The organism is Microbacterium suaedae, from assembly GCF_003254645.1.
In the GTDB taxonomy this organism is placed as follows: domain Bacteria; phylum Actinomycetota; class Actinomycetes; order Actinomycetales; family Microbacteriaceae; genus Microbacterium; species Microbacterium suaedae.
This window is the reverse complement of the sequence record NZ_PNFD01000003.1, coordinates 246,977-259,113: the sequence shown is the minus strand read 5'-3', so window position 1 is coordinate 259,113 and position 12,137 is coordinate 246,977. Positions and strand designations below refer to the sequence as shown.

General features: G+C 70.9%; 9 protein-coding genes. 5 read left to right on the top strand and 4 right to left on the bottom strand.

Going from position 1 to position 12,137, the window contains the following annotated elements:
* Window positions 1–19 precede the first annotated feature (19 nt).
* The 3 genes from aztC to aztB all read right to left on the bottom strand — a co-directional run bounded on the left by aztC (window position 20) and on the right by aztB (window position 3,251).
* Window positions 20–823, bottom strand: coding sequence for a zinc ABC transporter substrate-binding protein AztC (gene aztC / locus C0012_RS10720; RefSeq protein ID WP_232527886.1), 804 nt, complete (start codon window positions 821–823; stop codon window positions 20–22).
* Between the two features lie 179 nt (window positions 824–1,002).
* Complete coding sequence (locus C0012_RS10715; RefSeq protein ID WP_110589968.1) at window positions 1,003–2,202, bottom strand: ABC transporter; 1,200 nt, start codon at window positions 2,200–2,202, stop codon at window positions 1,003–1,005.
* Window positions 2,199–3,251 (bottom strand): zinc ABC transporter permease AztB, encoded by a 1,053-nt coding sequence (gene aztB, locus C0012_RS10710; RefSeq protein ID WP_110589967.1) that lies wholly within the window; start codon window positions 3,249–3,251, stop codon window positions 2,199–2,201. The genes C0012_RS10715 and aztB overlap by 4 nt, the downstream gene beginning before the upstream one ends.
* 51 nt (window positions 3,252–3,302) lie before the next feature.
* On the opposite strand from aztB, the gene aztA reads away from it, so the two are divergent.
* Genes aztA through C0012_RS10695 form a run of 3 tightly spaced genes read left to right on the top strand, consistent with a single transcriptional unit; the run spans window position 3,303 to window position 4,945 of the window.
* Window positions 3,303–3,962: a zinc ABC transporter ATP-binding protein AztA gene (aztA, locus tag C0012_RS10705; protein ID WP_110589966.1), complete on the top strand. Its 660-nt coding sequence runs from the start codon at window positions 3,303–3,305 to the stop codon at window positions 3,960–3,962.
* Window positions 3,963–3,989: 27 nt separating this feature from the next.
* Window positions 3,990–4,610 carry an acyl-CoA synthetase gene (locus C0012_RS10700; protein ID WP_110589965.1) on the top strand — a complete coding sequence of 207 codons (621 nt, stop codon included), beginning with the start codon at window positions 3,990–3,992 and terminating at the stop codon, window positions 4,608–4,610.
* Window positions 4,607–4,945 (top strand): amino acid transporter, encoded by a 339-nt coding sequence (locus C0012_RS10695; RefSeq protein WP_110589964.1) that lies wholly within the window; start codon window positions 4,607–4,609, stop codon window positions 4,943–4,945. Before C0012_RS10700 ends, C0012_RS10695 begins: the two co-directional genes overlap by 4 nt.
* 9 nt (window positions 4,946–4,954) lie before the next feature.
* On the opposite strand, the gene C0012_RS10690 is transcribed toward C0012_RS10695, so the two are convergent.
* Complete coding sequence (locus C0012_RS10690) at window positions 4,955–5,830, bottom strand: spermidine synthase (RefSeq protein WP_110589963.1); 876 nt, start codon at window positions 5,828–5,830, stop codon at window positions 4,955–4,957.
* A gap of 138 nt (window positions 5,831–5,968) precedes the next feature.
* Between C0012_RS10690 and C0012_RS10685 the strand changes: the two genes are divergently transcribed.
* The gene (locus tag C0012_RS10685) at window positions 5,969–7,372 is read left to right on the top strand and encodes an RDD family protein (RefSeq protein WP_110589962.1); all 1,404 of its coding nucleotides are present in this window, start codon (window positions 5,969–5,971) and stop codon (window positions 7,370–7,372) included.
* A gap of 32 nt (window positions 7,373–7,404) precedes the next feature.
* Window positions 7,405–12,081: an FtsK/SpoIIIE domain-containing protein gene (locus C0012_RS10680; RefSeq protein WP_110589961.1), complete on the top strand. Its 4,677-nt coding sequence runs from the start codon at window positions 7,405–7,407 to the stop codon at window positions 12,079–12,081.
* Window positions 12,082–12,137: the final 56 nt, after the last annotated feature.

Genomic DNA, 12,137 nt, shown 5'->3' with positions numbered 1-12,137 from the left:
TCCTTCCGGGTGGCGGCGCTCACGGGGCGAGGCCGTCGGCGATGCGATGCGCGTTCTCGCGCATCATGGACAGGTAGGTCGAACCCGGCTCGCCGGGCTCGGTGAGCGACTCGGTGAACAGCTCGACCACCTCGACCTCGATGCCCGCCTCGGAGGCGAGCACCTGCATGAGGCGGTCGGGCTGGGATGACTCGGCGAAGATCGCGGGGACGTCGGCGTCGGCGATCGCGGTCGCCAGCTCCTCGAGATCGGCCGCCGACGGCGACGCGAGCGTCGTGCCGCCGGGCACGGCGGCCCCGATGACCTCGAAGTCGAAGCGATCGGCGAGGTAGCCGAAGACGTGGTGATTCGTGACGAGCGCACGGCGTTCGGCGGGGAGGGCGGCGAAGGTGTCGACCATCTCGGCGTCGAGGGCGGTGAGTTCGGCGCGATAGGCATCGGCGTTCTCCTGGACCTCGGCAGTGTCGATGCCGTCGATCTCGATCAGGCGCTCCTCGAGCGCGTCGACGATGTCGACCATGCGTGCGGGGTCGGTCCAGAGGTGCGGATCCGGGGATCCGGGCGCGTAGTCGAGCACGTCGATGTGGTCGCCGGCGACGAAGCGCGGGGCGCCCTCGGCCTTCGACGTCGCGAGATGCTGTTCGAGGTGCTCCTCGAGTCCGAGGCCGTTCGACACGATGAGGTCGGCGTCGACGAGGCGCCCGGCGTCGTGGGCCGAGATCTCGAACGAATGGGGGTCGGCGTTCGGCTTCATCAGCGTCGTGACCTCGGCCGCGTCGCCCGCGATCTCGGCCGTGATGTCGCCGAGGATGTTCGTCGTCACGACGATCTGCGGCGCATCGGTCCCGGCGGATACGGCCGAGCATCCGGTAAGTGCAAGCCCCGCGGCGGCGGTGAGCGCGACCCCCGATCCACAACGACGCCAATTCTGTGCGCGATGGCCGGAATCGGGCCAGTTCCGCCGTGCAGGGACAGAATTGGCGTCGTTGTGCAGTCGCGCTCTCATCGCCCGACCTCGATCGCGGCGTCGGGGGAGGTGGGGGGCGTGAGTTCGCGCGCGATCCGCGCGCCGTCGGCGTAGTCGATCTCGTATACGAGGCCCTCGCCCGGTGCCGACAGGTAGGCGCGCTGCGTGTCGACCGTGAGGACGGGCCCCTCTCCGGCGAGCGGATCCGTGGACCCGCGCTCCGATCCGTCCGGTCCGTACACGCGCACGCGGCCGTCCGTGTCGAGCGCGACGACGTTCTGATCGGCATCGTCGGCGGCGACAACCGTGCGCAGCGGCGCATCGACCTCGGTGTACGTCCAGGCTTTCTGCCGGGTGTCGAGCAGCCAGAAGGCGCTGTCACCGGAGAGCCCTGCGACGGTCGGGCGGTTCTTGCGGCCCGCGAATGCGGTCGCCCGTGGCGCATCCGACGGATACGCGATGTGCTCGATCTCGACCTCGTCGCCGGATGCGGTGGCGAGCAGGGCGCCGTCCTCGCAGCCGACAACCGTGCCGACGCGTGTGGTGATCGCCCCCTGCGGATCCGCGCAGGCCTCGTCGGAGCCCGCGACGAGCGTGCCGTCTGCATCGAAGAGGTGCGCCGTGTCGTCGTACGCGACGATCGCGAACTCGCCGACGGGCGCGACGACGCCGGTCTCCGCTCCCGTGTCGAGGCGGAACCGCTCCCGCACCTCGCCCTCTGCGAGCGCGGCCATATCGAGGGCGATGGCCTCGCCGGATCCCTCGAAGAAGACGCCCGTGACGCCCGCGGTCGCGAGCGGCGGCGTCGTGATGCGCGGGATGCCGGATCCCTCGAGGGAGCCGACGAGCGCGGGCTCCGCGCGGTAGTAGTGCGAGTGATCCCCGTGATCCCAGGTCCAGACGCCGCTGTCGACGACCTCGACGCCGCTCGCCGTCGTGACGAAACCGAATCGGCCGTCGCTGGCGATGGCTATCGGCTCGCCTATGGACCCGAGCTCCTGCGCCTTGTCCGTCATCAGGTCGAGCAGCCCCACCTCGCCTGTGGCCGACACCGAGAGGAGAGCGGACTGCGGCTCGCCGAGCTCCTGGGCTCCGTCGGTCTCGCCGTGGCCGGCGGTGTCCGCGGCGGTGGGAGGTGGCGTCTGCTCGGGGGCTGCATCGGGCGCGCCGCTGGCGCACCCGGCAAGGGCGAGTGCCGCGAGCGGGAGCGCGGCGAGGGCGAGGGATCGTGTCATGACGTGCTTTCCGTGAAGGTGACGGGTGTCCGGGTGGAGGGAGGGGGCGCGGACAGGTCGTGCGCGGATCGGACGGGTCCGGACGCGGGGGCGCCCGAAGCGGAGGGAGTGGGCGCGGGCGGGTCGTGCGCGGGCTGAGGGGGCGCGGGTGGGGAGGCTCCCGCCGTGGGCGGAGCGAAAGCGGACAGGGCGCGATGCGGCCGATCGATCGCGTGGGCGGCGGTCGTCGTGCGACGGCGCGCCATCAGCGAGGCCGTGAGAGACGAGGCCCCGGCGAGGAGGATCGCGGTGCCGGCGATCGTCGGGCCGGTCGACGTCGCGGCGTGCCACGAGATGAGGAGGCCGGCGATGACCGCGACCGTGCCGAAGATCGACGCGAGCGCCATCGTCGAGGCGATCGTGCGCGTCCAGGGGCCGGCCGCGACGGCGGGCGCGAGGAGCATGCCGACGACGAGAAGGGATCCGACCGCCTGGTACGACGACACGACGGCGAGCGTCACGAGCCCCGTGAGCATGACGTGGGCGAGCTGTGGGCGCAGCCCGAGTGTCTGCGCGATGCGCGGATCGAAGGCCGCGGCGACGAAGGAGCGGTGGAGAAGCGCGGCGGTCACGAGCGTGACGGCGAGCGCACATGCGATGAGGACGATCTCGCCCGTGTCGACCGCGAGGATGTCACCGAACAGCATCACGGTGGCGTCGGTCGCGAAGCTGCGCGAGTGCGACACGATGATGATGCCGAGCGACAGCATGCCGACGAACAGCAGGCCGATCGATGTGTCGTAGGAGAGGCGTCCGCGCCGCTGCAGGCCGCCGATCGCGGCGCTCATGGCGATGGCGCTGACGGCGCCGCCGAGGATCGCGGGCCAGCCGGCGAGGCTCGCGATCGCGACGCCGGGGAGCATGCCGTGTCCGATCGCCTCGCCGAGGAACGCCATCCCGCGCGTCACGACCCACGTGCCCACGACGGCGCACAGCACGGCGATGAGCACGCCGCCCACGAGGGCGCGCGCCATGAAATCGGCGGAGAACGGAGTGAGGAACCAGGACACGAGGGATCACGCTACATGAAAATGAGAACGGTTATCAATTACGTTAGAAGGATGACGAACTCCGCCCTCACCGCCACCGGTATCTGCTTCGCCTACGGAGGATCAGACGTCCTCCACGACGTCGATGTCCGCCTGGATGCCGGAGCGATCACGGCCATCGTCGGCGCGAACGGATCCGGCAAGTCGACGCTCATCGAGATCCTCGCGGGGGTGCGTCGCCCGCGCGAGGGGTGCGTCGAGCGGTCGGGCGACGTCGCGCTCGTCGTCCAGCGCGTCGCCGTACCCGAGGCCCTGCCGCTGACGGTGCGGGAAGCCATCGCGATGGGCACATGGGGGAGGAGGCGGCCCCGCCGCGAGGTCCGTCGCTCGGTCGACGAGGCCATCGAGCGCGTCGGCCTCACGGGCTTCGCGCGGCGCTCCCTTCACGCGCTGTCCGGCGGTCAGCGGCAGCGCGCGCTCATTGCGCAGGGCATCGCGCGCGGCGCCGACGTCATGATCCTTGACGAGCCCGCCGCGGGGCTCGACGCGGACAGTCGCACGCGCGTGCGGGAGATCCTCGCGGATGAAGCCCGGCGTGGCCGCGCGGTGGGGTGGGTCACCCACGACCACGACGACATCGCGCACGCAGATCGTGTGGTGCACCTCGTCGAGGGACGCAGGGTCGCCGAGCCCGGCGTCCCCTCTCAGCGTCGGGCAAATAGGATGGGGTGAACCCCGCTCGTTCCGCAGAGGATTCCCATGTCGCCGCTCTTCGCCACGCCGCGCGCCGCGCGCATCGTGCTGATCCTGCGGGCGGTGATCGCAGCCGTCGCGGCGCTCGTCGTGACCTTCGTGCAGGATCGCACCGGCGACTTCGGCCTGGCGGTGCTGCAGATGTTCGCGCTCGCGACGGCGGTGCTGTTCTTCGCCGACTCGGTCCTCGTGCGCGAACGTCGCGACGCCACCACGTCCCGCGTCCTCGGAGCGATCCACCTGCTCGCGGGCGCGTTGTGCCAGCTCATCCCGGCCGATCCGGCGCTCGCGTTCCACTGGATCCTCATCGGGTGGGCGGCCGCCGCGGGAGCGGTGGAGCTCGTCGCCGGCATCGCGGGGCGCCGCGCGCGGGCGACGGCCGAGTCGCGCGATCGCATCACGGTCGGCGGCCTCACCCTCCTGCTCGCGGCCGTCTCGCTCGTCGTCTCGCCGCAGTACGCCCTCGATTACTTCATCGAGGAGGCGGGGCGCGAATTCACCCTCACCGGCACGATCCTCGGCGTCGGCCTGTTCGGCGGCTGGGCCGCGATCGTCGCCGTCTACCTCGCGATCGGCGGGTTCTCGCCCACGCCGCAGAAGACTCCGCATACGAAGGACGCCGCATGACCGACAAGCCCACTCGCCGCGACCTGATGAAGCCCGTGCAGCTGCTCGGGTTCGCGTTCGCGGCGGCCCTGTTCGCGGGCTTCGTCACGGCCCTGTCCACGGGCGGGTTCACGGAGCAGACCAGCATCGTCGGATCGGCGTGGCGGCTCGCGGCGATCGTCGCGGGCATCGTGTTCATCGTCGTTCTGCTGTCGCTCGCGCTGCTGCTGCTCGTCGTCGATCCGCGGGAGGTCGAGAAGGGCGCTGATCGGCCCGTGCTCTACAACGATGCGGATCCCGATGTCGACGGCGACGCCGACGACGGAACCGATCCGGATCCCGACACCCGCAGCTGACGCCACGCGCTACGCCCGATCGGGCGGCAGCATCCCCTCGAGCGTCCGCCGCATGTGCTCAAGGGCTTCGAGCGCCCCGGAGGCGTCGGGAAGCGCGGGGGTCGGCGACCACAGCCCCTCGCGCTCCGAGAGCGGATCCGCGTCGCCGACGAGCTCGTCGAGGTCCGTCACGAGGGCGCCTCGGGAGGGATCCCCGCGGAGGGCGGATCGGATCCTGTCGGCCGGCAGAGGCGCGTCGCTCGCGATCATGCACGCGTTGCCGAAGCGCAGGCCTCCGAGCGACGACCCCTGCACGATGAGCGCGACGTGGCGGAACACCGTGCGCAGCCCCGCGAGCTGCCGCCTCGTGAAGTCGAGCTCGGGGCCCGCCGTCGAGTTGATGACGAGCACGCCGTCGTCGGCGAGGGCGCGGCGCGCGGCGCGGACGCTCTCGATCGATGTGAAGCGTGGGGGGATCCGCCCGCCCGCGAACACGTCGACGGTCACGGCATCCCAGGCCGCAGGATCCGCCCCGTCGAGCCAGTCGCGCGCGTCGGCCTCGCGCACCTCGACGCCGTCGGGCGCGGGCAGGCGCGTGCCCGCGAGCGCGACATAGGCGGGCTCGATCTCGAGCACGAGCTGGGCAGAGCCGGGGCGAACGTCTGCGACGAGCCGCGGCAGAGTGAGCAGACCCCCTCCGAGATGCGCGACGCGCAGCGGGGATCCGGGGCCGATGGCCGCGATCATCCACCGTGCGGAGGCGAGACGAGCGGGCTCGCCGGCCGGCGCGACATGCGACTGGAGCACACCGTCGACCTCGAGGCGCCATCCCGTGTCGTCCCGCACGAGCACCGCCTCGCGCTCGCCGCTCAGCGCGAGCGCCTCGCGGCGCGTGTCGGATGCCATGCGCCGATCGTTTCACGGTCGGCGAGTCCGAGGGATGGGGAGAACTGCCCTCCTGGCGAGGAAGGGATCCCGCGCACGGGTCGGTAACGTTGAGGGCCGGGGTGGCGCTGTGCCCCGCGTCGACGGGAGAGGTGGCGCGTGACGACGATCTGGGAGCTCGACGAGGGCGAGGAGGAGGTCGAGGGTCTCGACGAGAACGGCCGGCCCGATCCCGCCTACGCCGAGGCGCTCGGTCTCATCCGCGCCCCGTTTCCGCGCCGCACGCTCGCGGCCGCGATCGACGTCGCGTTTCTGCTCGTCATGCAGATCCCGTACGCCGTATTCACGGTGCCGCTGCTGCTGAAGTTCCTGCAGTCGCGCATCAGCGCCTATGGGCTCGTGACGCATCCGAGCTTCGTGCTGGCCATGGTCATGGCCGGCGTGACCGTGCTGCTCACCCTCGCGCTGTGCGTCGTGCAGGGGGTTCTGCACGGGCGGAAGGGGCTCACGATCGGCAAGGCGATGATGGGCATCCGCAGCGTCAACGCCAAGACCCTCCAGAAGCCGGGGTTCTGGCGCATCGTGCTGCGCGTGCTCATCGTCTCTGCGGCGGGCATCGTGCCCCTGATCGGACCGCTGCTGTTCTTCCTGTCGGCGCTGTGGGATCCCGAGAGGCGCGGGCGCGCGTGGCACGACTACGCCGCGCAGCTGTGGATGATCGACATCCGCAAGGGGCTCGATCCCTACGACGACAAGCGCATGCGCATCGCGCGCAAGATGGTGAAGGTCGAGCTCGAGCCCGTGGCCCACGAGCTCCCCTCGCTCGCCACCGCCGACGGCCCTGAGATCGCCTACCGCCCCGCAGGCCGCGTGAGTGCGGGCGTGCTGGGCGTGGCGCGGTCACACCGGGCCGAGAAGGCGGTTGGTCTGTCGGCGCAGCAGCCGAGTTCCGCCCCCGCCCCGCAGCCGCGCACCGAGGAGGGCCGCCCGATCCTCGGCGGGTACCGTGCGGGGAAGAGCGAGCAGCAGGACGACGCGTCGGCGCCGGCGATGTCCGGCATGCCGTCCGACCTCACGGGATCCCCGGCTCCCGTGCCACCGCCGCAGGCCCCCGCACCGGCCGTGAAGGCCCCGCAGAAGTCCTTCACCCGCTCCGATCCGAAGCCGGTGCCGCACCCCGCTCCCGCCCCGCCCGATCCGCCCACGAGGCGGGAGGCGCGCCAGCGGCAGGCGGCGAGCATCGTGCTCACGATGGACACGGGGTCCGAGCTCACGCTGCACGGGCTGACGATCTTCGGACGAGATCCGCAGCGGCCGAGCGGGGACGAGAGCGCGCACCGCGTTCCCGTGCCCGACGGCACCCGCTCGATCTCGAAGACCCACTTCGCCCTGGCTCCGCACCGAGAGGGCGTCCTGGTGCGCGATCTGGGATCCACGAACGGGACGTTCGTCGTCCGGGGCGACGCCGAGCGCGAAGTCGCCGCCGGGCAGCCCGTCGTCGCTGTCGTCGGCGACACGGTGCGCTTCGGCGACCGCACGATCACGATCGGGGCGTCCCGATGACTCTCCACGACCCCCCTGGACGGAACTGACACGTGAAGGTCAAGCTCACACTCCATCGCGCCGGTGTCGACCCGGTCGACATCGTCGTCACCGCCGACTCGACCGCGACGGCGGGCGACGTCGCGCGGCACATCGCCGAGGCCGATCCGGCGCGCTCCGTGACGGCGGGCCCCGACGACACGCTCACTCTCGCCGTCAGCCCGCCGACGGGCGAACGGCTCGAACCGCTGCAGCCCGACGTCCCCATGGGTGAGGCGCCCATCGGATCCGGTTTCGCCGCCGCCGTGCACAACCTCGGCCCGAACCACACGCGCGCCGTCGACGGCCGCAGGGTCGTCGCCGTGCTGCGCGCGATCGACGGACCGCTGAAGGGGCAGGACTTTCCTGTCGCCCGCGGGCAGTCGTCGATCGGGCGCTCCGCCGCGAACGACATCGTGCTGCCCGAGGGCATGGTGTCGAAACGGCACGCGCGACTCGAGGTCTCGGGGTTCATCGAGCTCGTCGACCTGAACTCGGCCAACGGCGTGCTCGTCGACGGCGAGCAGGTCCAGCGCGTGCGCCTCGAGCCGGGGCAGCCGTTCGTCATCGGCGGATCCACTCTGGTGCTGTTCTACTCGGCCGGCGGCGACGAGATGGAAGAGGATCCCGTCCTCGAGCGCGGCGGCGGCCTGCTGTTCAATCGCAGCCCGCGCGTCGAGGTGCGCTATCCGGGCGTCGAGCACGCGCCGCCGCGCATGCCCACCGAGATGCTCTCGAAGCTCTTCCCGTGGACGATGCTCGTCGCGCCGATCATCATGGCGGTGTCGATCTACCTGATCACCGATCGGCCGCGCGCGCTCCTGCTGATCTTCATGACGCCGCTCATGGCGCTGGGCAACTTCGTCAATCAGCGCATGCAGATGAAGAACAAGCGCAATCACGAGCTGATGCTGTTCGAGAGGCAGTTCGAGCATCTCGAGGAGACGTTCTTCCGTGAGAAGCCGCGGGAGGAGAAGGCGCGGGGTGAGGAGGTCCCGCCGGTCGCGGAGGTCTTCGAGCACGCCATGCGCCTCGGGCCGATGCTGTGGACGAGGCGTCCCGAGCACTGGAACTTCCTCGCGTTCCGACTCGGCGTCTCGACGGCACCGTCGCGCAACTCGATCCGCGAATCCGATTCGCAGGATGGCCTGCCCGAGTACATCGCGCGCGTCGAGCGCCTGCGCGAGCGCTACAGGTACGTGCACGACGTGCCGATCCTCGAGACGCTGCCCGCCGCCGGATCCCTTGGCGTCGCGGGGCCCGAGAGATATGCAGCCGACGCGATGCGCGGCCTCGCCGTGCAGCTCTTCGGCCTGCACGCGCCCAATGAGGTCGTCTCGGTCGCCTTCGCCGATGCCGAGTGGACCGGCGAACTCGAGTGGATCAAGTGGCTGCCGCACACGTCGAGCGAGACGAATCCGTTCAAGGATCTGCCCCTCGCCGACAGCGAGCCCACGGCGAACGCGCTTCTCAGCGCGCTCGAGGACTACGTCATGCGCCTGGCAAAGGCGCCATCGCACCGCGGCCCGTTCAAGGAGACGTGGAACCCGATGCGGTTCGGCACCGATGTGAACCGCGCCGCGGAGGAGAACGACGCGAAGAAGCGGATCAGCGTCGTCGTCTTCGTCACGAACGACGCGCCCGTCGACCGCGCGCGTCTCACGCAGATCCTCGAGCTCGGAGCCGATGTCGGCGTGCACGCGATCTTCGTCTCGCCCACGCCGGAGTCGCTGCCGGCCGCGTGCCGCACCTTCATGGACGTCTCGCGAGGCCTCGAAGACGCGACGGTCGGCGTCGTGCGATCGGGCGAGCAGTACGAGCACGCCCGTGTCGAGGGCGTCTCGAACGCCTATATGGGGATGCTCGCGAAGCGTCTCGCGCCCGTCGTCGATGCGTCGACCGTTATTCACGACGAGTCGGACATCCCCGGATCCGTCATGTTCCTGTCGCTCGTCGGCGACGAGGTCGCCGAGGATCCGCAGGCCGTCATCGACCGGTGGCGCCAGAACAACACGATCATCGACCGGTCCGAGGCCGAGCGCCCGCGCCTGCGCAAGGCGGGCAATCTGCGCGCGATCGTCGGCCAGGGCGCGAGCGACGCGATGACCCTCGACCTGCGCGCGCAGGGCCCGCACGCGCTCGTGGGTGGCACGACCGGTGCCGGAAAGTCGGAGTTCCTGCAGGCGTGGGTGCTGGGGATCGCGAGCGCGCACAGCCCCGATCGCGTGACGTTCCTGTTCGTCGACTACAAGGGCGGATCCGCGTTCGCCGACTGCGTCGAGCTCCCGCACTGCGTGGGCCTCGTCACCGATCTCAGCCCGCACCTCGTGCGCCGCGCGCTCACGAGCCTGCGCGCCGAGCTGCACTACCGCGAGCACCTGTTCAACCGGAAGAAGGCGAAGGACCTCCTCGAGCTCGAGAAGCGACAGGATCCCGAGACGCCCCCCGCGCTCGTCCTCGTCATCGACGAGTTCGCGGCGCTCGCGGGCGAGGTGCCCGAGTTCGTCGACGGCGTCGTCGACATTGCCCAGCGCGGGCGCTCGCTCGGCATCCACCTGATCATGGCCACGCAGCGCCCGGCCGGCGTCATCAAGGACAACCTGCGCGCGAACACGAATCTGCGCGTCGCTCTGCGCATGGCGGACGAGGCCGATTCGAAGGACGTCGTCGACGATCCCATCGCCGCGTCGTTCCCGCCTTCGATCCCGGGACGAGGCATCGCGAAGACGGGACCCGGTCGTCTCACGCCCTTCCAGTCGGCGTACGCCGGCGGATGGACCCGCACCGACGAGGCCGTCTCGGCCGAGGTGAAGGCGGCAGAGCTGCGGTTCGGATCGATCCAGGAGTGGGAGCCCGACCGGCCCGCCGAGAGCGACTCGCACGACGAGGATCTGGGGCCGAACGACCAGAAGCGCGTCGTGAAGACCATCATCCGGGCGCATGAGCGCGCGGGTCTCCTCACGCCGCGCCGCCCGTGGCTCGACGACCTCGCCGAAGTCATCGACCTGGCCGACATGCCCCTCGAGGGTGATGGGCGCATCGCGCTCGGCGTCGCAGATCGGCCCGAGAAGCAGCAGCAGAACCCGACGTACTTCGTGCCCGACCGCGACGGATCCCTGCTCGTCTTCGGCACATCGGGCGCGGGCAAGTCGACCGCGCTGAAGTCGATCGCGACGGCCGCGGGCATGCGCCCCGATCTCGGCCAGGCGCAGGTGTACGGCCTCGACTTCGCGTCGGGGGCGCTCGGCGTGCTCGAGAAGCTGCCGCACGTCGGATCCATCGTCGACGGCGAGGATCCGGAGAGGATCCAGCGCCTCCTGCGCACGCTGGGGCGCGAACTCGACCGTCGCGGGGAGGCGTTCGCCGCCGCGCACGCGTCGAACCTCTCGGAGTACCGCGAGCTCGCGGATCCGTCGATGCCGCGCATCATCCTGCTGATCGACAACTTCCCCGACTTCCGGAAGGAGTGGGAGATCTCGTCGGCGCGGGCGCCGTTCTACCGCGAGTTCATGCGGATCCTCGGTGAGGGGCGCCCGCTCGGCGTGCACGCCGTGATCACGGCCGACCGCGGCGGCGCCGTGCCGACGGGGGTCGCATCGAACATCTCGCGCCGCATCATCCTGCGCCTCAGCGACGTCAACCAGTACACGCTGCTCGGAGCAGAGAAGGACGTGCTGAACGACCAATCGCCCCCCGGGCGCGCGGTCGTCGACAGGAGCGAGGTGCAGCTCGCAGTGCTCGGCGGAACGACGAACACGTCGGAGCAGGCGAAGAAGGTCGACGCGCTCGCCGCGGAGCTGCGGGAGCAGGGCGTCGCCGAGGCGCCGATCATCGGATCCCTGCCCACGCAGGTCGACAGCCGAGAGCTGCCGCCCCGTGCCGACGGGCAGCCCGTGTTCGGCGTCGCCGACGACACGCTCGCGGCGCGCGGATTCGACCCGGTCGGTTCGTTCATCGTGACGGGCCCGCCGGCGTCGGGCAAGACGAACGCACTGAAGTCGCTCATCATCGCGATGGAGCGCTTCGATCCCGAGGTCAAGCTGTTCCACTTCGGCACGCGCCGCTCCGAGCTCGCCGACTTCCGCCCGTGGGTGCGCAGCGCGACGAAGAGCGACGATGAGAAGGAGCTCGCGGTCGAGCTGACCGAGATCGTCGCCGACGAGTCGATCCCATTCCGCATCCTCATCGTGTGCGAGGACATGCCGCATCTCGCCGACGGCGGAGCAGACCGCGCGATGCGCGCGCTGCTCAAGGCCGTCGGAGAGAGCGACCACATGCTCATCGGAGAGGCCGACGTCTCGCGCGCGGGCGGCGGATCCGGCGTTCTGGGCGAGTGGAAGGCAGGCCGTCAGGGCATCGCCCTCAAGCCCGACGCCTACGACGGCGACAGCCTGTTCAAGGTTCCGTTCGGGCGCATCAAGCGCTCCGACTTCCCGGAGGGGCGCGGCATGTTCGTGCAGGCCGGGCGCGCGGTTCTCATGCAGATGCCGGTGGCCCACGACGAGAAGCCGGAGCAGACGGGATCCGGTTTCGTCCTGCCCCAGAAGCCGGCGCCCGCGGAGGCTCCCGCGGCGCCCGCGGCCGGTTCTCCGTCGTCGGAGGCGGAGGAACGCGCGGCGCGGAGAGCCCGCAGGCAGGCCCGCCTGGAGGCGAAGCGCCGGGCCGAAGAAGAGGGGTCCGAGGAGGGGTGAGCTGCCCCGGGCAGTTCTCCCCATTGGTGGTTCTCACCGACTCGCATAGCGTTTTC